This window comes from Methanofollis ethanolicus (genome assembly GCF_001571385.1).
GTDB lineage: Archaea > Halobacteriota > Methanomicrobia > Methanomicrobiales > Methanofollaceae > Methanofollis > Methanofollis ethanolicus.
In genome coordinates, this window is record NZ_BCNW01000001.1 from 627825 (window position 1) to 649315 (window position 21491).

A 21491-nucleotide genomic window follows, 5' to 3' on the forward strand; every position below is an offset into this window, starting at 1 on the left:
CTCTGATATCCTGTGTTAGACCTCAATCTCGATAGAGAGAAATATCCTGCCCCCTGGTCCCTGCGCGCCGACCCTCCGGTCACCCGTCTGGCCGCGAAAAAAAGGAGAAAAAAGATTTTGTGAGTATTCACTCGGGCTTGGAGATGAGTGTGGTCTTGGAGACGATGACGCCGTCCTTCTTGTGCGGCTTGCGGATCACAGCGTCGGTGGCCTTCTCCATCTCGCGCGCCTCGTCGCAGAGGACTGCGGCCTGGCGCATCATTTCGTGGGCAGAGCAGACGATCGGGACGTAGTTCTCGAATCCCTTCGTCATGAAGCAGCCCTTGACGTTGACGCCGGCGACCGCCTGAGCGATCTCGTAGGCCGCGCGGGCCTTTGCGAGGGCGTACGGGTTCGAGAACTCGCCGTCGACCGCCTTGTCGGAGTTCATGACAACCTTCGGGAGGACGAGGTCTGCACCCTTCTTGCCTTCCTTGACCTGGTCGATGACCTTGTCAAGCTCCATCTGGAGCTTGCGGAACGCGCCGGTAAGGGCGAGGACCTTGACGAGGTTGCCGTTGTAGTCAGCCATCTCGATGGGGTCGAGGAACTCGCGGCGGGCACCGATCATGGAGTCGGCCTTCATGATGATGTAGCCGAAGGCGCTCTCCTTGAGTGCGGCGAAGTCGTCCTTCTTCGTGGTGATGTCGTCGGTGATGACGATGCACGGAATCCCTGCCTCAGCGAGGGACTCGCGGGCGCCCTTCGGACCGGGGAGGACACCGTTCGGGGAAACGACAATGCAGAAGTCAGGGACCCATGCCTTCATGGTGCTGACGACACGGTCGATGTCCTCGGGCTGGAGCTTGGTGCCGGAGGTGGCCATAAAGGTCTGCATGTCTTCACGGTCTGCACGCTCATCAAGGAGCAGTTCTGCCATCACGCCGCTGGCAATGTTGCCCAGTTTTGCAATTCCTACTTTAACTACCATCTATACACCTCTCAAATTAGAGAACAGACATAGTATCGGCGAAATCTGATATAAAGATTGTGAAAGCCTGTCTGTTCCGGTCGCGCGATGTTAAATGATAGTGTTTAAGTCATAGTATGTTAAGTTATATCCAATGAAACAGGGGCTCCTCACCGACAGACAGAAGGAAGTACTCCGGTACCGCAAGACCGGCCTCACCCAGCAGCAGGTCGCCGACATCATCCGGACCTCGAAGGCAAACGTCTGCACCATCGAAAAAGCGGCGTACGAAAACATCGAACGGGCAAAAGAAACGCTTGAGTTTCTCTATACCCTCGACTCCGAACACCTCTGCACCATCAAGTCCGGCACCGACCTCATCGAAGCAACCACCCTCATCTTCCAGGAAGCCGAAAAACTCGGGATCAAGGTGAAGTACAACACCCTCGAACTGATCAACAGGATCCACGACTCCAACCCGAGCCGGTTCAGGGCCAGGTACGTCCGCGAGGACGTCGAGGTCTACATCAACAAGGAGGGCGACCTCTTCTTCGGATGACCCCCGCCTCCCGGAGAATACGGGAAGATTTATATTCGTTTCCGGGGAATAATTAGAGAACCGGAGACGATGGTATCCTGCGCAACCGGGCACAGAATAATGGCCACATGGTGGTAGAGTGGCCATTCTGTAACCGTTTGGCGGATAATACTGCCGGTCCCCCCGACAGGGGACGGGCATGATGCCCCGGCTGCCCCGACAGGGGGCATAACCGAGAAGGACTAGAGCAGTCCCAAGGAGAAGACAGACGCTGGATCTGATCCGTGCGCCGGGCCTCCGTCAGTGCAGACGAGCCCTGCCGGCATATGCCGGCGTGCACAAGATCAGGATCTCTTCGCGAGACGAGGTATTCTGGTGCACACCAGAATGATCTCCACACTGGAGACCACACGCGGCACATCACTCCCGACACCACCACAGCAGGAGCAATACCTGTTGTGCGGAAGCGTGCCTGATCGTCATCCCCCTGGGGATACGGGCGTTGTGGTCCCGTTCGCAAGTGTTTGTACAGTCCTGGCGGAAACCTGGGAATCTCGGAGAGAACCAAACGCAGAGGATTGATTAGAACATGCCGAACGTACACAGACCACGCAGGGGTTCGCTTGCCTACAGCCCGCGCAAGCGGGCAAAGAGCCAGGTACCGAAGTACCAGGCCTGGCCCAGGCACGATGGCGAGCCCATGCTGCAGGGTATTGCAGGGTATAAAGTAGGTATGACGCACGTCATCATGGTGGATGACCACAAGAGCAGCCCGACTGAGGGACGGGAGATCATGGTCCCCGTCACCATCGTCGAGGTGCCGAAGGTGAAGGTCGCCGCCGTGCGCGCATACGCCACTGACAGCTATGGTCGGCACCCGCTGACCGAGGCCTGGGCCGAGGAACTCGACCCCGCCCTTGCGAAGCGGATCACCATGCCGAAGGAACACGACCGTGAGGCCGTACTCAAGGCGATCCAGGACGACGTCGCCACAGGCAAGGTCACCGAGATCTTCGCCCTCGTGTACACGCAGCCCGCCGCAGTCACCAGTATCCCCAAGAAGGCTCCCGAACTGATGGAAGCCCGGATCGACGGCGGCTCCATGGCAGAGCGCTTCGCCCTCGCCACATCACTCCTCGGCAAAGAGGTCGACCCCCTGACCCTCGTCAGCGAAGGGCAGTATGTCGACGTCACCGCCGTTACCAAGGGTAAGGGCACCGAGGGCCCGGTCAAGCGCTGGGGCATCATGGTCCGGAAGAGGAAGCACTCCCGCGGCGGCAAGAAGCGCCACATCGGCAACCTCGGCCCCTGGAACCCGCACCACGTCAGGTGGCAGGTTCCGCAGATGGGTCAGATGGGCTACCAGCAGAGGACCGAGTTCAACAAGCGGATCATCAAGGTCGGCACCGACGGTTCCGACGTCGTGCCGGAAGGTGGTTTCCTCCACTATGGCGTCGTCAAGAACGCGTATGTCATGATCAAGGGTTCGATCCCGGGTCCGGTCAAGCGTCTCGTGCGCATCCGCCCGGCGATCCGGCAGGGCGAACACGCTGTCAGGGCACCGTCTGTGAACTATGTCAGCCTTGAGAGCAAGCAGGGGTGAAGAGCGGATGAAAGCAAATGTCAGATCAATCGACGGTTCCGTCGTCCGTGAAATCGAACTCCCGTCCGTCTTCGACGAATACTACCGGCCCGACCTCATCAAGAGGGCCGTGCTCTCTATCCAGAGCAAGCGGTTCCAGCCCCATGGCACCGACCCGCTTGCCGGCATCAGGAGTTCCGCGGTCGGCTGGGGATCAGGACGCGGCGTATCGCATGTGCCCCGTCTCAAGAACGGTTCGAGAGCAGCAAAGGTCCCGCAGGCCAAGGGTGGCCGTGCAGCACACCCGCCAGTCGTCGCGAAGATCCTCGCGCTGAAGATCAACAAGCAGGAGAAGTGGATGGCCCTGCGGTCGGCAATCGCCGCAACCGCGATCTCCGACCTCGTCGAGATGCGTGGCCACCTCTTTGACGGTGAAGCCCCGTTCGTCGTGGACGAGAGTTTCGAGGCAATCGAAAAGACTGCCGACGTCATCAAGGCCCTCTCCGTGCTCGGAGTCTACGCCGATGTCGAGCGTGCAAAGGACAGCAAGAAGGTCCGTGCAGGCCGCGGCAAGACGCGTGGCCGCCGGTACAAGAGCCGCAAAAGTGTCCTGATCGTCACCGGCGACGAACCCCTGCGTGCAGCGCAGAACCTTGCCGGTGTTGACGCCGTCAGCATCTACGACCTCGACGTCGAAATGCTCGCGCCGGGTACCCATGCCGGTCGCCTGACCATCTGGTCCGAAAGCGCCCTCAAGAGGATGGAGGACTAAATATGGTGCTCAGAAATCCGTATGTTACGGAAAAGGCGATGATGATGCTCGAGAATGAGAACAAGATCCAGGTTCTCGTGCACAACAACGCCTCCAAGGACGATATCAGGCGCGCCATAGAGAAGACCTTCGACCAGAAGGTCGCCTCTGTGCGGACCGTCATGACGATGAAGGGCCAGAAGAAGGCCATCATCGGATTTGAGAGCGAAAAGGCCGCCGAGGAGATCCTCAGCCGGCTCGGCGTCATGTAAGGTGGTGGAGATGGGACATAGAATTATCCAGCAGAACCGCGGTCGCGGAGGCCCAACCTACCGGGCGCCGTCTCACAAGTACAAGGCCGAGCTGAAGCACGCGTGCGGGTGCACCGAGAACGTGAACGGACGGATCCTCGACATCGAGCACGATCCGGCACGTCACGCCCCGATCGCCCTCGTCGAACTCGCTGAAGGGAAGAAGATGTACATGCTCGTTACCGAGGGCATGGGTATCGGCGACGAAGTCGCATGGGGTGCCGAAGCCAAGATCCAGAACGGCAACACCCTCTCCCTGAGAGACATCCCGATCGGTGCCTTCGTCTGTAATATCGAAGCCAGACCAAGCGACGGTGGCAAGTTCGTCCGTGCAAGCGGTGTCCAGGCAATGCTTGCGGCAAAATCCGGCGGCAGGGTCGCCGTGCAGATGCCGAGCGGCAAGCAGAAGTGGTTCAACGAACTGTGCCTGGCCACTATCGGCATCGTTGCCGGCGGCGGCCGCAGCGAGAAGCCGTTCGTCAAGGCCGGGAACAAATATCATAAGATGAAGTCGCAGGCCCAGAAGTGGCCCAGGTCGTCCGGTCTGAAGATGAACGTCATCGACCACCCGTTCGGTGGCGGTGGTCACCAGCACTGTGGCAGACCAAAGACGGTTGCTCGCGGCACATCTCCGGGACGCAAGGTCGGAAGTATCGCTGCCCGCAGGACTGGCAGGACAAAGAAGTGAGGGGATTGAATGGCAAAGAAAACGCAGAAGCGGCTGCCAAGACGGCGTGAGGAATTCACCTACCGGGGCTACACGATCGAGCAGCTCCAGCAGATGGGAGCAAGCGAGCTTGTCCCCCTCATGCCGGCCAGGGCACGCCGGAAGGTTAACCGCGGGCTTGCACGGGACCATGAGGGCCTCCTTGCGAAGGTGCGGGCAGGCGACGAGGGTATCCGCACGCACCTGCGCGACATGATCATCATGCCCGAGATGATCGGAAAGACGATTGAGATCCACAACGGCAAGGAATTTGTCGCCGTCGAACTCCAGCCGGAGTCGGTATTCCACTACCTCGGTGAGTTCTCGCTCACCAGAAGGAGAGTATCCCACGGCACGGCCGGTATCGGTGCGACCAGGTCCTCCAAGTACGTACCCCTGAAGTGATGGCAATGGCACGAATCGGATATTCAATGCAGATCGAGGGTGAAAACCTCGCCCGCTCCAAAGCGAACGAGGTTTCCGTCTCTCCGAAGCACTCCATTGAGATTGCCCACTTTATCAGGGGCATGAAGGCGGATGCGGCCCTCGAGTACCTCGAGGCCGTCGTCGCAAAGAAGAAGGCGATCCCGTTCAAGCGCTTCAACATGGACGTGGCGCACAAGAAGGGTCTTGTCGGCTGGGACGCCGGCCGGTACCCGGTCAAGGCGGCCGGCGAGTTCATCACCCTGATCAAGGCGGCACAGAAGAACGGCGAGTATGCCGGGCTTGACGCCAGAAAACTCGTCATCATCCATGCCATGGCCAACCGTGGCCGCAGCACGCGCGGTGTCTTCCCCCGTGCAATGGGCAGGGCAACGCCGAAGATACGCGAGAGCGTCAACATCGAACTGATCCTCAGGGAGGTGGAGTAAGATGGCAATTGAGCGGAAATTCGTCAGTGAGGGTGTCACCAGGGCCCGTATCGAGCAGTTCCTCGCCCGCGAACTGAAGCGCGCCGGCTACGGCGGCATGGACATCGTCCGCACCCCTCTCGGCACGCAGATCACCATCTTCGCCGAGAAGCCGGGTATCGTCATCGGCAAGGGCGGCAAGCTGGTACGCCAGCTTACCCAGGACCTTGCCACCAACTTCAACATCGAGTCCCCGCAGGTCGAAGTCCAGCAGGTGGCAAACCCGAGCCTGAACGCTCAGATCATGGCCGAACGCCTTGCCACCGCCCTTGAACGTGGCTGGTACTTCAGGAAGGCCGGGCAGAGCACCATCCGCCGGATCATGGATTCCGGTGCACTTGGTTGTGAGGTCATCCTCGCCGGCAAGCTGACCGGTGCTCGTTCCCGTGTCCAGAAGTTTATTCAGGGCTACATCAAGCACTGCGGTGAACCCTCAGAAACGATCGTCGAGAAGGGCTACGCCGTTGCGATCAAGAAACTCGGCATCATCGGTGTCCGGGTCATGATCGTTCCGGGCGACGCCAAACTCCCCGACAGTTTCGAAGTCCTTGAGCCGAAGGTCGTCCCGAAGGCCGCGGCAGAAGAGGTCGAAGCACTCGCCGATCTCGGCGACGACGTCGATGCAGAACTTGCTGAGTTCCCCGAGGCTCCTGAAGCCGAATTTAAGGAGGAACAGTAATGGCGATCTTCCGGGCACATGAGGTCCACCAGCTCTCCGACGTGGAGCTGGCCGAGCAGCTCTCAAAGCTGCAGCTCGATCTGATGCAGGGCCGAGGCAAGGTCAGTGCGGGCGGCGCCCCGGAAAACCCGGGGCACATCCGCGAGGTGCGGCGGACCATCGCCCGCATCCAGACCGAGCAGAACGCACGGGGGGCCGGTAAACAGGCATGATCACAGCGCAGACCCTCCTCTGGCACGAACTGATCGGGCTTGCAGTCTCTGTGGTGAAGGCCGGGAACCCCGCATATGTCGGGATCTCCGGCCCGATTATGGATGAGACTCGCAATATGCTGGTGATCCTCACCCCGTCGGGAACCAGAAGGGTGGAGAAGAAAGGCTGTGTCTTTCTCTTCACCCTCCCCGGGGGAGTTCGCGCCGAAGTGGACGGGTCTGCCCTTGTGGCACGACCTGAAAAACGGATCAGCATGCGCAACAAGAGATAGAGGATAGAGAATGGCGAGAGATATTGGGTTAAACGTCCCTGTTCCTGAGAAGGAATGCAGCGACGTAAATTGTCCGTTTCACGGCACCCTGCCGGTGCACGGCCAGGTGATCACCGGCAAGGTCGTGAGCGACCGTATGAATGGGACGGTGGTCGTCGGACGTGAGTACCTCCACTATGTGCGGAAGTACAACCGTTACGAGAAGAGGTCCTCCAAGTACCACGCCCACCTGCCCCCGTGCCTCACCCTTGCGGTGGGCGATACGGTAAAGATCGCCGAGTGCAGGCCCCTTTCCAAGACAACCAACTTCGTCGTGGTCGAGGTGATCTGAGATGAAGGCAAAGTTGTCCAAGATCCCGCGCTCGGTCGCAACCGGAACCAAGCTCGTCTGTGCCGACAACACCGGTGCACGCGTCGTCGAGATCGTCTCGGTCGACGGCTACCACGGTGTTCGGAGGAGACAGCCGAAGCTCGGTATCGGCGATGTGGCGACCGTTTCGGTCAAGAAGGGCACGCCCGACATGCGGCGCAAGCTCCTCAAGGCGGTCGTTATCAGGCAGAGAAAGGAGATACGCCGGCCAAACGGTCTGCGTGTCGGATTTGATGACAATGCCGTCGTGATCGTCGACGAACGCGGCGAGCCGAAGGGCACCGACATCAAGGGTCCGGTCGCCCGCGAGGTCGCCGAGCGTTTCCCGAAGATCGGCTCGACGGCAACGATCATCGTGTGAGGTGTTGTGTTATGGTACGGATTGCAAGTAAGCAGCCCAGAAAGCAGCGCAAAGCGCGCTACAACGCACCCTCACACCAGATGAGCATGTTCCTCTCGGCACCCCTTGCCAAGGAACTGCGTGAGGTGTACAAGAAGCGCACCGTCCGCGTCGTCACTGGCGACACGGTGAAGGTGCTCCGCGGCGACCACGCGGGGACCGAAGGTGTTGTTGACAGCGTGCACGCGAAGACTGGAGCCCTCCAGGTCCATGGCGTGACGGTCACCAAGACCGACGGGACCGAAGTCCCGCGGCCGGTGAACGCCTCGAATGTCATGGTGACAAAGCTGAACACCAAAGACCCGCGCCGGGTGGCGAAGCTGGAGGAGAGGAAGTAAATGTCATATCACCTGAAGAGACTGACAGCGCCGACGTCCTGGCAGATCGCAAAGAAAGAGGAGACGTTCATCACCAAGACCTGTCCGGGCCCGCACCGTTCCGGTGCTCTCCCGGTCGCCGTCTGGCTCCGTGACAAGATGGGGCTTGCCGGCAACATGAAAGAGGTCAAGCGGATCCTCGGCCAGCGCCAGATCATCGTCAACGGCAAGGCAGTCACCAACCCGAAGATCGGCCTCGGGATCTTTGATATCATCTCCATCCCGAAGATGGACAAGCACTACCGGATCCTGATGAACAAGGCTGGCCGCCTGGTCTCGATCGAGATCGACGCCGAAGCCGCAAAGACCCGGCTCTGCAAGATCGCGGACAAGACCACCGTCAAGGGTGGAAAGGTCCAGCTGAACCTCCTGTACGGTGCAAATGTCCTTGCCGACAACACCTACAAGCCGAAGGACTCGATCGTCCTCACCCTCGAGGGCGAAGAGCGTTTCACGATCGTCGACCACTACCCCTTCGCCGTCGGCAACATGGCGATGGTCATCGGCGGTCAGCACTCCGGCAGGATCGGCAAGATCACCGAGATCCGGGTCTCCCCGGGCAGCACGCCGAACCGCATCGCCCTTGAGGACGAGAATGCGGTCGCATTCGAGACGATCGAAGAGAACGTCTTCATGATCGGTCGCGAGGCCTCTGCAGTTGCTGAATGGGGGATTGAGGCCTGATGACGAACCCGATGCAGGAACTTCACATCGCCAAAGTTGTCGTCCACATGGGCGTCGGCGAAAGTGGTGACCGGCTCGTCAAGGGCGAGACCATCCTCACGGAGATCACCGGCGGAAAGCCGGTCCGCTCCATTGCGAAGATGACCCAGCCGGCTTTCGGAGTCAGGAAGGGCGCACCTATCGGCACGAAGGTGACCCTGAGAGGCAAGAAGGCTGTTGACTTCGTCGAGACCGCTTTCGCGATCCTCGAGAAGAAGATCGCGGGCCGCGCCTTCGACAAGGGGGGCAACTTCTCCTTTGGTATCGAAGAGCACACCGATTTCCCGGGTCAGTCTTATGACCCGCAGATCGGCATCTATGGCATGGACGTCAATGTCGTCCTTGAGAAGCCCGGTGTCCGGATCGCCCGCAGGCGCGTCGCATCGCGTAAGCTCCCCTCAGGCCAGCGTGTCTCCCGTGAAGAGGCGATGACCTTTGTGCAGGAGCACTACGGAATGGAGGTGCAGTGATGGCAGACGAGGCAAGTAAGAAGAAATTAGGACGCGGCGCAAACAAGTGCCAGATCTGTGGCCGGAAGCAGGGCCTTGTCAGCAGGTACAACATCATGTTCTGCCGGCAGTGCTTCCGTGAGTGGGCGTCGAAGATGGGCTTTAAGAAGATGAACTGAGGTGGAAAAATGGCACGATTGAATTCGATAGCAGATACGATGAGCGCCATCAAGAACGCCAGTGACGGCGGCAAGTCCTCAGTCATCGTCGAGCCCGCAAGCAAACTCGTCGGTGCCATGCTCGGGATCATGCAGGAATCCGGCTACATCGGCGAGTTTGAATACGTCGAGGACGGCCGCGGCGGCCAGTTCAGGATCGGACTGGTCGGCAGGATCAACAAGTGTGGTGCGGTCACCCCCCGCTTCTCCACGGCCCTTGAGGAAATGGAGAAGTGGGAAAACCGGTATCTCCCGGCAAAGGGCTTTGGCATCCTGATCATGTCGACCTCGCAGGGCGTCATGTCACACGAGCAGGCCCGTCGCGCCGGTATCGGCGGTGAACTTCTGGGGTTCGTGTACTGAGGGATGACAATGGTTGTTGAGAGAAGAGTAACAATCCCGGACGGGGTTACGGCAACGCTTGCCGGGACCATCTTCACCGTGAAGGGTGCGAAGGGCGAGCTTGTGCGCGACCTCCGCTATCCGGGTGTCACCGTCGTCATCGAGGACGGCGAGGTTGTCATCACCACCGAATCGAGCCGGAAGCGGATCATTGCCATGGTCGGGACCCACGCAGCACATGTCCAGAACATGTTTGAAGGGGTCATCAACGGCTATGAGTACAGGATGAAAGTGGTCTACGCCCACTTCCCTATCCAGATCAAGCTCAAGGGCGATATCGTCGAGGTCAACAACTTCCTTGGCGAAAAGCAGGCGAGATATGCAAAGATCCTTCCGGGCGTGTCTGTCAAGGTCGGAAACGACGAACTGACCCTCACCGGGATCGACAAGGACGTCGTCGGATCGACTGCAGCGATGATCGAGCGGGCGACCAAGGTCCGCAACCGTGACTCGCGGGTCTTCCAGGACGGAATATACATTGTGCAGAAGGCGTGATGGAGATGGTGGACGATAAGAATCGGCTAATTCGCGTTCGCTCCCAGAGAAAGGGGTGTACGTTCCAGCGCCAGTGCCTTCACGCTAAAGCGAAGCTGAAGGACTCCTGGAGGAGACCCCGCGGCCTCACCAGCAAGCAGCGGAGGCAGTACAAGGCGAAGGGCGCACAGCCCCAGGCGGGTTACAACGCACCGCTCGCCGTGCGGTATATGCACCCGAGCGGCTACTATGAAGTGCTCGTCTACACCCCTGCCGACCTCGAGGGTGTCGAACCCGAATTTGAGGCAGTGAGGATCGCTGGCAGTGTCGGAATGAAGAAGCGCGCAGTTATCCAGCAGAAGGCCATGGAAGCCGGCATCAAGGTTCTCAATGCGAAGGACCTGACCCCGGCGGCGGCAGAAGCGGATGTAGGTGAAGAGGAGGAGGCGAAGGCAGAATGAGCGACCTTTCGACGCAGAAGCGGATCGCCGCCGCTGTCCTGAAGTGCGGTGTCAACCGTGTCTGGTTCGACCCGGCCCGCCTCACCGACATCGAGGGTGCGATCTCCCGCGAGGAGATCCGGAAACTCGCTGAAGAAGGCGTTGTCAAGGCGGCAACTGTCAAGGGCAACAGCCGCGGCCGGGTCCGTGCACGGACGGCAAACCGTTCGTACGGTCATCAGAAGGGCTACGGCAACCGGAAGGGTAAGGCAGGCGCACGCACACCCTCCAAGAGACAGTGGATCCAGAGAATTCGGGCGATCAGGTCGTCGCTCCGCGAGATGCGGGAAGACGGCACCGTCGACCGCCACACCTACCGGAGACTGTACCGGCGGGCAGCAGGCGGCCAGTTCAGGAGCCGGGCGCACCTGAAGACCCATGTTGAAATGATGAAAGGGAGGATAGAATAAAATGGCGACCGGAGCACGATACTTTGTTCCGTTCCGAAGGAGAAAGGAGGGTCGGACCGACTACTACGCGCGGCTGAAACTCCTCCTCTCCGACACCCCCCGTATGGTCGTCCGCAAGACCAACCGCCAGGTCATCATTCAGCTCGTCGTTCCTGAAGTTGAGGGTGACCGGACGCTTGTGTCGGCATACTCGAAGGAACTTGTCGAACTGGGGTACCAGGGCTCGACTTCGAGCACCCCGGCAGCATACCTGACCGGGATACTCTTTGCGAGGAAGGCTCTTGCAGCCGGATACGACGAGGCAGTCCTGGATATCGGGCTTGCACGGGCACAGAAGGGGGCCCGCGTCTTTGCCGCACTGAAGGGTGCGGTCGAGGCCGGACTTGAGGTGCCGCACGGCGAGACGATTCTCCCCGACGACGAGCGGACCAGCGGTGCGGTCATCGCAGAATACGCTCCTGAAAAGTCCGGGAATCTTGTAGAGAATGTTGAAGAAGTGGCGAAGGCCATCATGAAGGAGCTGGAGTGACATGGCGTACGAAGAGGCACCCTGGGTTCCGTTGACCGGCCTCGGCCAGGCGGTCGCCGCCGGCGAGATCGCAAGCATCGACGAGGTGCTTGAGAGTGGCAAGCCCATCCGCGAGCACCAGATCGTGGACACGTTCCTGCCTGATCTTGAGGACGAGGTCATCGACATTTCCATGGTTCAGAGGATGACCGACTCAGGGCGGCGTGTCAAGTTCAGGGCCGTGGTCATCGTCGGGAACCACAACGGATACATCGGCTTCGGGCAGGCAAAGGATGCCCAGGTCGGCAATGCGATCCGGAAGGCAATTGATAACGCAAAGACCAATATCATCAAGGTCCGCCGCGGGTGCGGGAGCTGGGAGTGCGGCTGCAACACCGCCCATTCCATCCCGATGCAGGTTCATGGTAAGGCGGGCAGTGTCCGCGTTACTCTGATGCCGGCACCGCAGGGTATCGGCCTTGTGACCGGTGAAGTCGGCAAGAAGGTCCTTGGCCTTGCAGGCGTGAAGGATGTCTGGGCGTCCACGAGCGGCAACACCCGGACGACCATTAACTATGCAAAGGCGACCTTCCACGCGCTGAAAGCCACCACCATGATCAGGACCGGAGGTTCGGAGTAATGTTCGCAGTTGTGCAGGTCCGCGGCGTGGTCAACACCCGTTGGGATATCAAGGACACTCTTAAGATGCTCCGTCTCCACCACATCAACCACTGTGTCTTCGTCCCTGACACCCCGGCATACCTCGGTATGATCCGGAAAGTCAAGGACTATGTCGCATATGGCGAGGTGGACGGGAAGACCGTTTCAACGGTTCTCTCGACCCGCGGACGCCTGACCGGGAACGTGAAGCTCACCGACGAGTATGTCAGGGAGCACTCGACGTTTGCCGGTATCGAGGATTTCGCGGCTGCTCTTTGCCGGGGCGAGGCAACGGTGCAGGACATCCCGGAGTTGAAGCCGGTCCTCCGTCTCCACCCCCCCAGAAAGGGTTTCAAGACGATCAAGCGCACCTTCCAGCAGGGCGGTGCGCTCGGAAACTACGGTGAGGAGATCAATGACCTCCTCTACAGGATGAGGTGAATGCGATGCCCACGAACACACGCTCAAAGTTCCGCGGGTCCAGGACCTGCGGCGGCGGCACGCACAAGAACCGCCGTGGTGCAGGTAACCGCGGTGGCAGGGGTCGGGCAGGACACAGGGACCACCGCTGGAGCCACTTCCTCCTTGCGGGTCAGGTTCACAACGGCAAGAACGGCTTTGTGAACCAGATCCGGGAGAATGTCGAGGTGCTGGACATCGGGGAGATCGACCAGGTGGCCGAGTTCCTTGTCCAGGCCGGCATTGCCGAGCAGGAGGGCGATCTTATTGCGATCGACCTCTGCGACATCGGTGTCGAGAAGGTGCTCGGCGGCGGACAGGTTACCCATGCCCTGAAACTGACGGCACTGGCGTTTTCCGCACAGGCAAGAGAAAAGATTGAGGCGGCTGGCGGTCAGGCTCTGACCGAGTGAGCCCCTCATTTTTTGGTGGAACCATGGGGAATCTGCTGGATAGAATGGAGCCTTTGCTCGCGGCAATGCCTGCGGTGAAGTCTCCCGAGGGTCATGTCCACTTCAAGAACAAGTTGTTGTGGACAGTTGCGATCTTGCTGCTGTACTTTTTCCTGACAAACATACCTGTCTTCGGCCTCGACCCCAGTTCACAGGATGCATTCCTGTACTTCCGGGCTCTTCTTGCCGGTGAAAGCGGGTCCATTGTGCACCTTGGTATCGGGCCGATCGTCACGGCGTCCATCGTGCTCCAGCTGCTCAAGGGTGCCGACCTGATCCCGATCGATACCTCGGAGACGCGCGGACAGGTCATGTACATGGGGCTTCAGAAACTGCTCATCCTTGTCATGATCGTCCTTGAGGCTGCGCCGAACCTCTTTGGCGGGTTTATGCGCCCGGACCTTGAGATAGCGCAGGCCCTCTTCGGGGGGAACGCGTTTGCGGTCTCGCTCCTGATATTCCTCCAGATCTGTCTGGGCGGCGTCCTGATCTTCCTCATGGATGAGGTGGTCACGAAGTGGGGCCTTGGTTCGGGTGTCGGTCTCTTCATCATTGCCGGGATCTCACAGAGCCTGATCAACGGTTTCCTCAACTGGGAAGCGGTTGCTGACCCCTATCCGGTAGGTTTCTTCCCCAGGCTCTTTGCTATCGGCCTTTCAGGCGGGAATTATCTCCAGTACTTCGGGACTGACATGCTCGCTTTCGTGACGACGATTGCAATCTTCCTCATCGTCGTCTATGTGGAGTCGACGAGGATCGAGATCCCTCTCGCTCATGCACGTGTCAGGGGCGCCCGCGCCCGTTTCCCGGTGAAGCTCATCTATGCAAGTGTCCTGCCGATGATCCTGGTCCGTGTGCTCCAGGCCAACGTCCAGATGCTCGGAATGTTCCTCTCCAATATCGGGATCACGATCTTCGGAACGTTTGATGGCCAGACACCGGTGAGCGGGTTGATGTACTTCCTTGCCCCGGTGAACGGTCCGACTGACTGGATGTGGTGGGTGCACGACCTCGGTCATGCTCCCTGGGAGGTGCTCCTCCGTCTCGGGATCGATACGACGTTTATGATCGTCGGCGGTGCTATCTTCGCCCTGTTCTGGGTCAAGACGGCCGGTCTCGACTCGAGCCGCGTTGCACGGCAGATCCAGATGTCGGGTATGCAAATTCCGGGCTACCGCCGGAACACTCAGGTGCTGGAGCGGTACCTTGACCGGTACATTCCGCGCGTGACGGTCATCGGCGGTGTGCTGGTCGGCCTTCTGAGTGTATTTGCAAACCTCTTTGGTGTGATAGGCGCAGTTACTGGTACAGGGCTGCTGCTGACGGTGAGCATCACGTACCGCCTCTATGAGGAGGTGGCAAGTGAACAGATCATGGAGATGTATCCGTTCATGCGCCAGTTCTTTGGGAGAGAGTAAATGTCCGGAAAGAGAGTTGTGATTACCGGGGTTCCCGGTGTCGGGAAGACCACGGTTATTGACGCGTCAATGAAGCGCCTTGCAGAGGAGAAAATCCCCTACAAGGCCGTCAATTTTGGCAGCTGCATGTTTGATACGGCGAAGGCCGAGGGTTTTGTCGAGGACCGCGACCAGATGCGGACCCTTGACAAGGACATCCAGAAAAAACTGCAGAAGCTTGCCGCACAGCGTATCGGTGCGATGGAAGGGAATATTATCGTTGATACCCATGCCTCGGTGAAGACCCCGGCCGGATATCTTCCGGGCCTGCCCGAGTGGGTGCTCACCGAGCTCCACCCCGACACCATCGTGCTCGTCGAGACCGACGAGGACCAGATCCTGTTGCGGAGGATAGGCGACGAGAGTCGCAAGCGTGATGCTGAGGGTAGTCGGTCCATCGTCGAGCACCAGCAGATGAACCGCGCCTTCGCTGCGGCCTATGCAATGATGACCGGGTGCACGGTTCAGATCGTGAGGAACGAGAACTTCCTTCTCGACCACGCCATCGACGCGATGGTTACTGTTCTGAGGTGACAATGGCGCTCAAGGATCATGGCGGCACGATTGCAATCCTGTTCACCTTCCTGCTGATGCTCTCCTATGGCATCCCTGAGGTGCGGGACGGTGTGGGCGGGGCGATGGACCTGATATTCGGGCCTCTTGTGGAAACGATTCCGTTCTTTGTGCTGATTATGATCCTATCCGCGATCACGGCCCTGTATTCGTCGCTGATCCAGAAATATACGATCGATTACGAGAAGATGCAGCGTGTCCAGGAGACGATGCGGGAGTTCCAGAAGGATTTCCGGGAGGCTCAACTGGGTGGGGATGAGAAGAAGTTGAAGAAACTGGAGGCGAAGAGGGACCGGATGATGCAGGACCAGATGGAGATCTCGAAGCAGCAGTTCCAGCCGATGGCCTATATTCTCCTCCTGTCGGTGCCGATCTTCTTCTGGCTCCTGTACCGTATTCCCCACATTACCCAGACGATGGTCCTTCCCTTTGCCGGCACGCTTGCCTTCCAGGATATTCTTCTCTGGTTCATCCCTCTCTGGATGCTGTGGTATATGACCTGCTCCCTGACGATCAGCCAGGTGATCCGGAAAGCGCTCAATATCGGAGGGCTCTAAATGCGCATGACAATCAGCGGGCCGCCGGGGAGCGGCACGACGTCCCTTGCAAAATATCTTGCACAAAAACATGAATTACGGGTAATTTCGGCCGGGGAGATGTTCCGGTCCCTTGCGAAGGAACGGGAGATGTCTCTTGCCGATTTCGGAAAACTTGCGGAGTCTGACGCTGCCGTAGACAAACTTATCGATGCACGCCAGAAGGAGACCGCAGAGGGCGAGGACAACATCATCGCTGAGGGGAGGTTGTCCGGCTGGATGGTCTCGAATGCGGATCTCCGTATCTGGCTGAGCGCTTCGCTGGACTGTCGGACGAAGAGGATATCGTCCCGGGACAGCGAAGACGAGACACACGCCCGGGCGCATACTGAGGAAAGGCAGGAATGCGAACGGAAGCGATATCTGGGCTATTATAATATAGATATCAATGATATGTCGGTATATGATATTGTGCTCAGTTCTGAGCGCTGGGATGTCGAGGGTCTTGGTGCGATCGTCGACGCGGCGATCGCCACTCTCCGTTCCTGAACTTTGTGTGTCCTGTCTGAGGGGGCAGGACTGTAACACGTTTTTTTTCTGCTCGGTTGGTTTTTTCTGGTCGTGCACTTTATTTTCTGTCTCGCTCCTCATCATCGAGGGTGCATGATGCCCCCGACTTCAGTCGGGGGAGCAGTCACGGGTGTGCCGTGAAAAAAGCGTCAGGATACTGGATGTGCCCGTCGCCCATGAAGGGCGCGGGCACGAGGTGAGTCAGAGTGTGGAGAGGTGTCTCCCTCTCCGGGGGTGTATGGGTCTGTGTGGGGTAATTTTTTTTATCTGGCCTGGATCGGGGTGCCGATCACGGGACGGATCTGTTCGCGCAGGAGCGGGTGGACCATGGGTGCGCTGGCGAGGTCTTCCAGGGCCCTGAACGCCTCGGTGTTTCCGTTCTGTGCCATCTCGGTGAGGAGGTCGACAGCATCGCGCTGGACCTCGTTCACCATTGGTTCGTTACTGTCCTTGACGGAGAGGTAAAGTTGGAGGACGGTTTCGTCGTCATAATGGTGCATAGCAATCACCAGAGATCTGTCAACGTCACTGCATATATAATCTGGTGTAGTTAATCTCTTCAATTGAACCTGCCCTGTGGACGCAAATGGTATATGGGAACAGAAAAAACAGTTATGGACACTGCACCATGGTATGCCTCGCCCTCATTCTTCTTTTTCCTGATCATCTGGAAGAACCATGAGGGCAGGTATCCCGGAATACGCTGTCTATGTCGGGCGCATCTGATAATGATTGCTCCTGGTGGCGGAGAGGCGAATAATGGACTTTGTTAGTGTCTTCAATCAGATTGTAATCCTTTTCCTTCTCATCCTGACCGGATATGCGGCCCGGAGAATAGGTGTGTTCGACGACCATACGACGAGCGGGGCATGCAGTTTCCTCGTCCGGGTCGCCCTTCCGGCCCTGATCATCTCGTCGATGATGGTGCCCTTCAGTGCCGATCTTCTCTCGGCCTGCGAGGGGATGCTCCTGATCTCAGTGGTTTTCTATGCGATCTCCCTGGTCGTCGCCTGGTACCTCCCCAGACTGCTCGGGTCTTCTGAGGAAGAAAAGGGAGTTTATGGCTTTCTGCTGATGTTCTCGAACACGGCATTCATGGGTTTCCCTGTTGTCGACGCAGTCTTCGGGAAAGAGGCGCTCTTTTACACGGCGATCTTCAACCTTCCCTTCAACTTGCTGGTCTTCTCGATCGGGATCCTCATGCTCACTCGATACAAGAACGATGCCGGTGCCAGGTTCGACCCGAAGATCCTCCTGAATCCCGGCATCATTGCCGTCTTTGTAGGCTTCCTCTTCTTCCTGCTCTCGGTGAGACTGCCGATGCCGGTCGAGGGGGCGGTCTCGGCCCTCGGATCCCTGACGACACCTCTCTCGATGATCGTCATCGGTGCGATGCTCGCGAGGATCGCACCGTCCGAGATCTTTGCAGGGTGGCGGGTCTATGTGGTCACGGCGGCCCGCCTCCTCCTCCTCCCCCTTATCGTGTGGGCGGTGCTCTCGCCCTTCATCTCCGACCCCTATCTGCTGGGGGTGCCGGTGATCATGGCGGCGATGCCGGCGGCCGCGAATGCGGCTATCCTTGCCGAGGAGTACGAGGCGAACACACGTCTTGCATCACAGGGGGTCTTTATCTCGACCCTCTTCTGTACCCTGACCATACCCTGCATTGCCGTGCTGGTCGTCTGAGGGTCCGGAGATAATCTCCTGGACTCTCCCTACCTTCCCGTCCTTCAACCGCACCTTGATCCCGTGGGGGTGAGAGACCGAGTTGGTGAGGATCTCCGCAACGATGCCGCGTGTCCTCTTTCCTGTCCTCTGGTCCGCTTTGAGAACGATATCGACGAGGATTCCGGGGCGTATATCTTTTCTGTGTTGTCCGTTCATGGGAGTACTCAGGTTCATTGAATAACGCTTTTAATGTTGTCAGGGGAATAGGTACTGAGAGTGGATTTATAATGGGTGCATGTAAAGAGGCTGTTTATAATACTGTTGAGCGCGACCTCAAGAAAGTGTACAGAGCCGAAGAGGGCTGGCGCCTTGAGCAGTGCGCCGGGGTTGGCGATGCCCCCGTGTATATGCTGGTCCAGAGGCGGCCCGGGAAAATGGAGCGGATTCTGGTGAGTGTCAGGATCGCCTCGACGGTCGGCGCTGCTGAGTTCGGCCGCGTCAGGGCGATGGCGACGCGCAGTGCAGAGCAGGGGATGCCGGTGAGCAAGGCGGTTCTGGTCGTCCCGCAGAACATCGCTGCCCCTGCAGACACCGGGAGCGTCGACCTCTTCTATCTCAACTCCTACGCTGTAAAGAACGGTGCGGTGATCTGGTCGAGGAGCAACCTCTGGACCTCTGAGGGCAAGCCGGTCCTCGAAAAAGCGTGAGAGAATAACCATCCCCTTTTTGGGGTGAACAATTCTTTTCTCCCCCTTAAAAAAAGGGGAGTTTCAGTGCCAGAAACTGAGCCTGAAGTTGATGCTGCCCTATGGTGCGCCTCAAACTCCGGCAATTATCCCGTCGTCGCCCCACCTATTAAATCTATCCATTTAACTTTGAGAGTGAGTCAAAAAGATTTTTTCACCGCCTGTCCACGAGTCTCTTCGGCCGCCCTTTCACTGCGGCGAGTTCCAGACCGCCGGGCGGGGTGAAGTTGAAGATGACCCTGGCCCTCTCCTCCTCATAGGCTTCCCGCAGGTCGGGTCTGTCCGAGAAGAGCGCGGCGATAAAGGCCTGTTCTATTCTTTTCCGGTCTGCATGGGCGGGGTCGTCGCACTCCATGCTCACCCTGAGGACTGTCTCGTCCTCGTCGCCGTACACGAAGGCCTCGTACTCCCCGGTGATGCTGTTCAGGTTCTCAGGCTGAAAGACGGCGCGCTCGATTTCGATCCTGTTGACCGCGCAGCCCTGGATGACCACCGTCTCGGCCTCGCGCCAGGGGGGCAGGACCTTCAGGTGCGTCCTGCCGCACGCGCACCTCTCCCTGGTGACAACCCTGCTCCAGTCCTCGGTGTCGTAATTGAGGAGGAGGGTACCGGCCTTCCCGCCGGGCGGGAGGAGGGTGGTCAGGACGAGCCGCCCGTCCTCACCGTCCTTCACGAAACGGCCCATCGCCGGATCGTAGAGGTCGACGTGGACGAGGTCTTCGGGGCAGTGGAGGCCCTGCTTCACACTGCACTCGCCGCACATCGTCCCTTCAGTCGAGCCGTAGGTGTTGTAGGCCTCAGAACCCCAGACCTTCTCCAGATACCTGCGCGACTCCTCGGCAAAGCCCTCCCCGCCGATGATGAGGCGGCGCACCCCCGACTCTGCCGGGTCGATGCCGTCCGCCCTGAGTCTCCGCGCGAGCCTGAGGAGTTTGAAGACGCTCCCGACGATGACTGTCGGGCGGTAGTGCCGGATCACCCTGACCGGGAAGGTGCACTTCCCCTCGGGGACGACAGAGAGGCCCACCAGGTGTGCGGCGAGGGTCATCGTGTTCGCCCCGATGTTCATGCCGTAGGACGCGCAGACGACAAGGCGGTCGCCGGGGACGAGACCCTCCATCGTGAAGGTGCGGGCGTACTTCTCGGCGTAGCGTTCCCAGTCCTCCCAGGTGAGAAAAAAGGACTTGGGGATGCCGCTCGTGCCGGTCGTCTCGTGGATGGTGAAGATATCCTTATTCTTGACGGAGAGGAAGGCGAAGTCGGGCGTGGTCGGCGGCTGGTTCTCCCGGATCGTGTTGCCCCCGACGATCGGGAGTTCGAGGAGGTCTTCGTGGGCGGTGACGGAGGCCGGGTCGATCCGGTGGGCGGCAAACCACCTCCTGTAGAAGGGGGAGTGTTCGGCGGCGTAGCGCACGGTGTACTTCACCCGCTCGTCGACGAGGGCGTCGAGGTCGCCGCGCTCCATCGTCTCGACCTCCTCGTTCCAGTACATCTCCGGGGCCATGTGCTGGAGGAGGTGTTTGAAGGTATTATATTTGTTCGGTTATGGAGGATCACTTCTGGAGGGGAAGCGGGGATCCCCTGCCTTCCCCGCAATCGAGACCGGGGGACTAACACCGAAAATCAGAGATTTTCTTGTGCTCACCCCGTTCACAACCCCCGGATCCTCGAAATTAGGATGTGCCCCGGGAAAAGCGAGCGGGATATCCCGAGAAGGGGATTGTCATCCCGTCCCTATCCTGAGGGGGGGTCCGGGGGCGTAGTCCCCCGGCACCCGAGACACCCCCGGGGGGATCAGGGATACATCGACCTGAGCAGGATAGTTTGTTATGGAGCATATCCCAAAACTCTCGTTCATTCCCCCCATCTCTGCATGCAGGGATCGGGAGAGAATATCATGATCGGGTCGATATCTTCCTGAATTCCCTGAAGCATAGTGCGAAACCACCGCCTTCCCCTACCTCTCTACCGGGGGACTGACGCCCCCTGACCCCCGAAACAGGATTGGCCCCGGGAAGAGAGATCCGGATCAAGGAAATTGCCATCCACCCCCTATCGCAATGATGGGGGGACCGGGGGGTGAAACCCCCCGGACAAGACGCCAGAACAGGATTTTTCAGAACCACATACCGATCATTCCATCGACAGGACAGAGGGTATGATCAGTTTTGGGATGACCTCATGGAAAAACATTTCATGCGGTATGCCCGAGGCGTGCTCTCGACTCATACCCGATTATACAAAAGCAATTCATTCCTTCATCAGAAGATATCTGTCGACGATTGCCCGGGTGTTCCTGGAGACATTGATGTGACTCCCCGGTCGGTACCATGCAATCTTTTTGACCTCATTGCACGGCCTCGGCGTCCCTTTCACCTTCATCCTAAAGACTTTTGCTTTGAGGTGGGTGAAGAGATATCTTACTTCATGGGATAGGGTCCTGTTTCCTCCTTTAACTCCCTGATCGCAGCTATGATCTGGAGTTCATCCTCTCTTGCACCTCCGCCAGGGAGGAGATAGGCCCCTCTGTTACCGTGAGTAACAACGAGGATCCCTCTTTGACTCTCGATGATTGCCGTCCCCCTTCGCCGGTCGTATGCGCCTGCCATCGAAGAAGGGTTATGGTCT

Annotated in this window: 36 protein-coding genes; 30 read left to right on the forward strand and 6 right to left on the reverse strand. The window is 58.9% G+C overall.

Translation table 11 applies throughout. From position 1 onward, the window contains the following. Positions 1 to 127: 127 nt before the first annotated feature. Complete coding sequence (locus tag MEFOE_RS03190; protein ID WP_067048183.1) at positions 128 to 970, reverse strand: F420-dependent methylenetetrahydromethanopterin dehydrogenase; 843 nt, start codon at positions 968 to 970, stop codon at positions 128 to 130. A gap of 133 nt (positions 971 to 1103) precedes the next feature. Here MEFOE_RS03190 and MEFOE_RS03195 point away from each other — a divergent pair, with 133 nt between their 5' ends. The 28 genes from MEFOE_RS03195 to cmk all read left to right on the forward strand — a co-directional run bounded on the left by MEFOE_RS03195 (position 1104) and on the right by cmk (position 16428). Continuing rightward, positions 1104 to 1508: a Tfx family DNA-binding protein gene (locus MEFOE_RS03195; protein ID WP_067048194.1), complete on the forward strand. Its 405-nt coding sequence runs from the start codon at positions 1104 to 1106 to the stop codon at positions 1506 to 1508. Positions 1509 to 2076: 568 nt separating this feature from the next. Further along, positions 2077 to 3090: a 50S ribosomal protein L3 gene (locus MEFOE_RS03200; RefSeq protein WP_067048196.1), complete on the forward strand. Its 1014-nt coding sequence runs from the start codon at positions 2077 to 2079 to the stop codon at positions 3088 to 3090. Between the two features lie 7 nt (positions 3091 to 3097). Beyond that, on the forward strand, positions 3098 to 3841 hold the full coding sequence (gene rpl4p / locus MEFOE_RS03205; RefSeq protein WP_067048198.1) for a 50S ribosomal protein L4: 744 nt from the start codon (positions 3098 to 3100) through the stop codon (positions 3839 to 3841). A gap of 2 nt (positions 3842 to 3843) precedes the next feature. Continuing rightward, complete coding sequence (locus MEFOE_RS03210) at positions 3844 to 4092, forward strand: 50S ribosomal protein L23 (RefSeq protein ID WP_067048201.1); 249 nt, start codon at positions 3844 to 3846, stop codon at positions 4090 to 4092. Between the two features lie 10 nt (positions 4093 to 4102). Beyond that, entirely contained in the window at positions 4103 to 4819 is a 717-nt protein-coding gene (locus tag MEFOE_RS03215) for a 50S ribosomal protein L2 (RefSeq protein ID WP_067052890.1), read from the forward strand. A gap of 9 nt (positions 4820 to 4828) precedes the next feature. Next, positions 4829 to 5242 carry a 30S ribosomal protein S19 gene (locus MEFOE_RS03220; RefSeq protein ID WP_067048205.1) on the forward strand — a complete coding sequence of 138 codons (414 nt, stop codon included), beginning with the start codon at positions 4829 to 4831 and terminating at the stop codon, positions 5240 to 5242. Between the two features lie 5 nt (positions 5243 to 5247). Further along, complete coding sequence (locus MEFOE_RS03225) at positions 5248 to 5709, forward strand: 50S ribosomal protein L22 (protein ID WP_067048209.1); 462 nt, start codon at positions 5248 to 5250, stop codon at positions 5707 to 5709. Position 5710: 1 nt separating this feature from the next. Then, the gene (locus MEFOE_RS03230; RefSeq protein WP_067048213.1) at positions 5711 to 6427 is read left to right on the forward strand and encodes a 30S ribosomal protein S3; all 717 of its coding nucleotides are present in this window, start codon (positions 5711 to 5713) and stop codon (positions 6425 to 6427) included. Next, entirely contained in the window at positions 6427 to 6639 is a 213-nt protein-coding gene (rpmC, locus tag MEFOE_RS03235; RefSeq protein ID WP_067048215.1) for a 50S ribosomal protein L29, read from the forward strand. Before MEFOE_RS03230 ends, rpmC begins: the two co-directional genes overlap by 1 nt. Further along, positions 6636 to 6911 (forward strand): ribonuclease P protein component 1, encoded by a 276-nt coding sequence (locus MEFOE_RS03240; protein ID WP_067048217.1) that lies wholly within the window; start codon positions 6636 to 6638, stop codon positions 6909 to 6911. Before rpmC ends, MEFOE_RS03240 begins: the two co-directional genes overlap by 4 nt. Before the next feature lie 10 nt (positions 6912 to 6921). Next, entirely contained in the window at positions 6922 to 7242 is a 321-nt protein-coding gene (locus tag MEFOE_RS03245; RefSeq protein WP_067048220.1) for a 30S ribosomal protein S17, read from the forward strand. Position 7243: 1 nt separating this feature from the next. After that, positions 7244 to 7642: a 50S ribosomal protein L14 gene (locus MEFOE_RS03250; RefSeq protein WP_067048223.1), complete on the forward strand. Its 399-nt coding sequence runs from the start codon at positions 7244 to 7246 to the stop codon at positions 7640 to 7642. Positions 7643 to 7653: 11 nt separating this feature from the next. Further along, positions 7654 to 8019 carry a 50S ribosomal protein L24 gene (gene rplX, locus MEFOE_RS03255; protein ID WP_067048227.1) on the forward strand — a complete coding sequence of 122 codons (366 nt, stop codon included), beginning with the start codon at positions 7654 to 7656 and terminating at the stop codon, positions 8017 to 8019. After that, on the forward strand, positions 8020 to 8742 hold the full coding sequence (locus tag MEFOE_RS03260) for a 30S ribosomal protein S4e (RefSeq protein WP_067048230.1): 723 nt from the start codon (positions 8020 to 8022) through the stop codon (positions 8740 to 8742). It begins immediately after the preceding gene. After that, positions 8742 to 9251 carry a 50S ribosomal protein L5 gene (locus MEFOE_RS03265; protein ID WP_067048233.1) on the forward strand — a complete coding sequence of 170 codons (510 nt, stop codon included), beginning with the start codon at positions 8742 to 8744 and terminating at the stop codon, positions 9249 to 9251. Before MEFOE_RS03260 ends, MEFOE_RS03265 begins: the two co-directional genes overlap by 1 nt. After that, the gene (locus MEFOE_RS03270; protein WP_067048236.1) at positions 9251 to 9409 is read left to right on the forward strand and encodes a 30S ribosomal protein S14; all 159 of its coding nucleotides are present in this window, start codon (positions 9251 to 9253) and stop codon (positions 9407 to 9409) included. Before MEFOE_RS03265 ends, MEFOE_RS03270 begins: the two co-directional genes overlap by 1 nt. A gap of 9 nt (positions 9410 to 9418) precedes the next feature. Then, on the forward strand, positions 9419 to 9811 hold the full coding sequence (locus MEFOE_RS03275) for a 30S ribosomal protein S8 (protein WP_067048239.1): 393 nt from the start codon (positions 9419 to 9421) through the stop codon (positions 9809 to 9811). A 9-nt stretch (positions 9812 to 9820) separates the two neighbouring features. Next, on the forward strand, positions 9821 to 10345 hold the full coding sequence (locus MEFOE_RS03280) for a 50S ribosomal protein L6 (protein WP_067048243.1): 525 nt from the start codon (positions 9821 to 9823) through the stop codon (positions 10343 to 10345). After that, positions 10345 to 10785, forward strand: coding sequence for a 50S ribosomal protein L32e (locus MEFOE_RS03285; RefSeq protein ID WP_328585434.1), 441 nt, complete (start codon positions 10345 to 10347; stop codon positions 10783 to 10785). Before MEFOE_RS03280 ends, MEFOE_RS03285 begins: the two co-directional genes overlap by 1 nt. Continuing rightward, positions 10782 to 11234 carry a 50S ribosomal protein L19e gene (locus MEFOE_RS03290; RefSeq protein WP_067048246.1) on the forward strand — a complete coding sequence of 151 codons (453 nt, stop codon included), beginning with the start codon at positions 10782 to 10784 and terminating at the stop codon, positions 11232 to 11234. The genes MEFOE_RS03285 and MEFOE_RS03290 overlap by 4 nt, the downstream gene beginning before the upstream one ends. Before the next feature lies 1 nt (position 11235). Next, positions 11236 to 11763 carry a 50S ribosomal protein L18 gene (locus MEFOE_RS03295; protein WP_067048250.1) on the forward strand — a complete coding sequence of 176 codons (528 nt, stop codon included), beginning with the start codon at positions 11236 to 11238 and terminating at the stop codon, positions 11761 to 11763. Between the two features lies 1 nt (position 11764). Next, entirely contained in the window at positions 11765 to 12382 is a 618-nt protein-coding gene (locus MEFOE_RS03300) for a 30S ribosomal protein S5 (RefSeq protein ID WP_067048253.1), read from the forward strand. Then, positions 12382 to 12843, forward strand: coding sequence for a 50S ribosomal protein L30 (locus MEFOE_RS03305; RefSeq protein ID WP_067048256.1), 462 nt, complete (start codon positions 12382 to 12384; stop codon positions 12841 to 12843). Before MEFOE_RS03300 ends, MEFOE_RS03305 begins: the two co-directional genes overlap by 1 nt. A 5-nt stretch (positions 12844 to 12848) precedes the next feature. Then, a complete protein-coding gene (locus MEFOE_RS03310) occupies positions 12849 to 13274 on the forward strand; it encodes an uL15m family ribosomal protein (protein WP_067052896.1) in 426 nt (141 codons plus the stop codon). A gap of 23 nt (positions 13275 to 13297) precedes the next feature. Further along, complete coding sequence (secY, locus tag MEFOE_RS03315) at positions 13298 to 14731, forward strand: preprotein translocase subunit SecY (RefSeq protein ID WP_067048259.1); 1434 nt, start codon at positions 13298 to 13300, stop codon at positions 14729 to 14731. Then, positions 14732 to 15304 carry an adenylate kinase gene (locus MEFOE_RS03320; RefSeq protein ID WP_067048262.1) on the forward strand — a complete coding sequence of 191 codons (573 nt, stop codon included), beginning with the start codon at positions 14732 to 14734 and terminating at the stop codon, positions 15302 to 15304. 2 nt (positions 15305 to 15306) lie between these two features. Continuing rightward, positions 15307 to 15900, forward strand: coding sequence for a DUF106 domain-containing protein (locus MEFOE_RS03325; protein WP_067048270.1), 594 nt, complete (start codon positions 15307 to 15309; stop codon positions 15898 to 15900). Next, entirely contained in the window at positions 15901 to 16428 is a 528-nt protein-coding gene (gene cmk, locus MEFOE_RS03330; protein ID WP_067048279.1) for a (d)CMP kinase, read from the forward strand. Positions 16429 to 16712: 284 nt separating this feature from the next. Here the strand turns inward: cmk and MEFOE_RS03335 are convergent, their stop codons facing one another. Next, positions 16713 to 16949, reverse strand: a complete 237-nt coding sequence (locus tag MEFOE_RS03335) for a hypothetical protein (protein WP_067048290.1) — start codon at positions 16947 to 16949, stop codon at positions 16713 to 16715. Between the two features lie 259 nt (positions 16950 to 17208). On the opposite strand from MEFOE_RS03335, the gene MEFOE_RS03340 reads away from it, so the two are divergent. After that, positions 17209 to 18135 carry an AEC family transporter gene (locus MEFOE_RS03340; RefSeq protein ID WP_067048306.1) on the forward strand — a complete coding sequence of 309 codons (927 nt, stop codon included), beginning with the start codon at positions 17209 to 17211 and terminating at the stop codon, positions 18133 to 18135. Here MEFOE_RS03340 and MEFOE_RS13285 read toward each other — a convergent pair. Then, positions 18064 to 18351: a YwbE family protein gene (locus MEFOE_RS13285; protein WP_201785174.1), complete on the reverse strand. Its 288-nt coding sequence runs from the start codon at positions 18349 to 18351 to the stop codon at positions 18064 to 18066. The genes MEFOE_RS03340 and MEFOE_RS13285 overlap by 72 nt on opposite strands. Positions 18352 to 18404: 53 nt before the next feature. Here MEFOE_RS13285 and MEFOE_RS03345 point away from each other — a divergent pair, with 53 nt between their 5' ends. After that, on the forward strand, positions 18405 to 18824 hold the full coding sequence (locus tag MEFOE_RS03345) for a hypothetical protein (RefSeq protein WP_153015858.1): 420 nt from the start codon (positions 18405 to 18407) through the stop codon (positions 18822 to 18824). A gap of 193 nt (positions 18825 to 19017) precedes the next feature. On the opposite strand, the gene ftsA is transcribed toward MEFOE_RS03345, so the two are convergent. From ftsA to MEFOE_RS03355, 3 genes are all read right to left on the reverse strand, one after another. Further along, entirely contained in the window at positions 19018 to 20367 is a 1350-nt protein-coding gene (gene ftsA / locus MEFOE_RS03350) for a coenzyme F390 synthetase (RefSeq protein ID WP_067048321.1), read from the reverse strand. Between the two features lie 746 nt (positions 20368 to 21113). After that, positions 21114 to 21245 (reverse strand): NUDIX hydrolase, encoded by a 132-nt coding sequence (locus MEFOE_RS14605; RefSeq protein WP_268872604.1) that lies wholly within the window; start codon positions 21243 to 21245, stop codon positions 21114 to 21116. A gap of 38 nt (positions 21246 to 21283) precedes the next feature. Further along, positions 21284 to 21472 carry an NUDIX domain-containing protein gene (locus MEFOE_RS03355; RefSeq protein WP_067048329.1) on the reverse strand — a complete coding sequence of 63 codons (189 nt, stop codon included), beginning with the start codon at positions 21470 to 21472 and terminating at the stop codon, positions 21284 to 21286. Positions 21473 to 21491: the final 19 nt, after the last annotated feature.

Bases quoted from the DNA above. Each gene is read 5' to 3' on its own strand.
- MEFOE_RS03245 (WP_067048220.1), top strand. From the start codon at position 6,922: ATGGCGAGAGATATTGGGTTAAACGTCCCTGTTCCTGAGAAGGAATGC.
- MEFOE_RS03310 (WP_067052896.1), top strand. From the start codon at position 12,849: ATGCCCACGAACACACGCTCAAAGTTCCGCGGGTCCAGGACCTGCGGC.
- MEFOE_RS03305 (WP_067048256.1), top strand. From the start codon at position 12,382: ATGTTCGCAGTTGTGCAGGTCCGCGGCGTGGTCAACACCCGTTGGGAT.
- rpmC (WP_067048215.1), top strand. From the start codon at position 6,427: ATGGCGATCTTCCGGGCACATGAGGTCCACCAGCTCTCCGACGTGGAG.
- MEFOE_RS03300 (WP_067048253.1), top strand. From the start codon at position 11,765: ATGGCGTACGAAGAGGCACCCTGGGTTCCGTTGACCGGCCTCGGCCAG.
- MEFOE_RS03210 (WP_067048201.1), top strand. From the start codon at position 3,844: ATGGTGCTCAGAAATCCGTATGTTACGGAAAAGGCGATGATGATGCTC.
- rpl4p (WP_067048198.1), top strand. From the start codon at position 3,098: ATGAAAGCAAATGTCAGATCAATCGACGGTTCCGTCGTCCGTGAAATC.
- MEFOE_RS03355 (WP_067048329.1), bottom strand. From the start codon at position 21,472: ATGGCAGGCGCATACGACCGGCGAAGGGGGACGGCAATCATCGAGAGT.
- MEFOE_RS03275 (WP_067048239.1), top strand. From the start codon at position 9,419: ATGGCACGATTGAATTCGATAGCAGATACGATGAGCGCCATCAAGAAC.
- MEFOE_RS03230 (WP_067048213.1), top strand. From the start codon at position 5,711: ATGGCAATTGAGCGGAAATTCGTCAGTGAGGGTGTCACCAGGGCCCGT.
- MEFOE_RS03320 (WP_067048262.1), top strand. From the start codon at position 14,732: ATGTCCGGAAAGAGAGTTGTGATTACCGGGGTTCCCGGTGTCGGGAAG.
- MEFOE_RS03295 (WP_067048250.1), top strand. From the start codon at position 11,236: ATGGCGACCGGAGCACGATACTTTGTTCCGTTCCGAAGGAGAAAGGAG.
- MEFOE_RS03240 (WP_067048217.1), top strand. From the start codon at position 6,636: ATGATCACAGCGCAGACCCTCCTCTGGCACGAACTGATCGGGCTTGCA.
- MEFOE_RS03325 (WP_067048270.1), top strand. From the start codon at position 15,307: ATGGCGCTCAAGGATCATGGCGGCACGATTGCAATCCTGTTCACCTTC.
- MEFOE_RS03215 (WP_067052890.1), top strand. From the start codon at position 4,103: ATGGGACATAGAATTATCCAGCAGAACCGCGGTCGCGGAGGCCCAACC.
- rplX (WP_067048227.1), top strand. From the start codon at position 7,654: ATGGTACGGATTGCAAGTAAGCAGCCCAGAAAGCAGCGCAAAGCGCGC.
- MEFOE_RS03225 (WP_067048209.1), top strand. From the start codon at position 5,248: ATGGCACGAATCGGATATTCAATGCAGATCGAGGGTGAAAACCTCGCC.
- MEFOE_RS03195 (WP_067048194.1), top strand. From the start codon at position 1,104: ATGAAACAGGGGCTCCTCACCGACAGACAGAAGGAAGTACTCCGGTAC.
- MEFOE_RS03285 (WP_328585434.1), top strand. From the start codon at position 10,345: ATGGAGATGGTGGACGATAAGAATCGGCTAATTCGCGTTCGCTCCCAG.
- cmk (WP_067048279.1), top strand. From the start codon at position 15,901: ATGCGCATGACAATCAGCGGGCCGCCGGGGAGCGGCACGACGTCCCTT.
- MEFOE_RS03280 (WP_067048243.1), top strand. From the start codon at position 9,821: ATGGTTGTTGAGAGAAGAGTAACAATCCCGGACGGGGTTACGGCAACG.
- MEFOE_RS03260 (WP_067048230.1), top strand. From the start codon at position 8,020: ATGTCATATCACCTGAAGAGACTGACAGCGCCGACGTCCTGGCAGATC.
- MEFOE_RS14605 (WP_268872604.1), bottom strand. From the start codon at position 21,245: ATGAAGGTGAAAGGGACGCCGAGGCCGTGCAATGAGGTCAAAAAGATT.
- MEFOE_RS03335 (WP_067048290.1), bottom strand. From the start codon at position 16,949: ATGCACCATTATGACGACGAAACCGTCCTCCAACTTTACCTCTCCGTC.
- MEFOE_RS03290 (WP_067048246.1), top strand. From the start codon at position 10,782: ATGAGCGACCTTTCGACGCAGAAGCGGATCGCCGCCGCTGTCCTGAAG.
- ftsA (WP_067048321.1), bottom strand. From the start codon at position 20,367: ATGGCCCCGGAGATGTACTGGAACGAGGAGGTCGAGACGATGGAGCGC.
- MEFOE_RS03190 (WP_067048183.1), bottom strand. From the start codon at position 970: ATGGTAGTTAAAGTAGGAATTGCAAAACTGGGCAACATTGCCAGCGGC.
- MEFOE_RS03270 (WP_067048236.1), top strand. From the start codon at position 9,251: ATGGCAGACGAGGCAAGTAAGAAGAAATTAGGACGCGGCGCAAACAAG.
- secY (WP_067048259.1), top strand. From the start codon at position 13,298: ATGGGGAATCTGCTGGATAGAATGGAGCCTTTGCTCGCGGCAATGCCT.
- MEFOE_RS03200 (WP_067048196.1), top strand. From the start codon at position 2,077: ATGCCGAACGTACACAGACCACGCAGGGGTTCGCTTGCCTACAGCCCG.
- MEFOE_RS03265 (WP_067048233.1), top strand. From the start codon at position 8,742: ATGACGAACCCGATGCAGGAACTTCACATCGCCAAAGTTGTCGTCCAC.
- MEFOE_RS03345 (WP_153015858.1), top strand. From the start codon at position 18,405: ATGGGTGCATGTAAAGAGGCTGTTTATAATACTGTTGAGCGCGACCTC.
- MEFOE_RS03220 (WP_067048205.1), top strand. From the start codon at position 4,829: ATGGCAAAGAAAACGCAGAAGCGGCTGCCAAGACGGCGTGAGGAATTC.
- MEFOE_RS03250 (WP_067048223.1), top strand. From the start codon at position 7,244: ATGAAGGCAAAGTTGTCCAAGATCCCGCGCTCGGTCGCAACCGGAACC.
- MEFOE_RS13285 (WP_201785174.1), bottom strand. From the start codon at position 18,351: ATGAACCTGAGTACTCCCATGAACGGACAACACAGAAAAGATATACGC.
- MEFOE_RS03340 (WP_067048306.1), top strand. From the start codon at position 17,209: ATGGACTTTGTTAGTGTCTTCAATCAGATTGTAATCCTTTTCCTTCTC.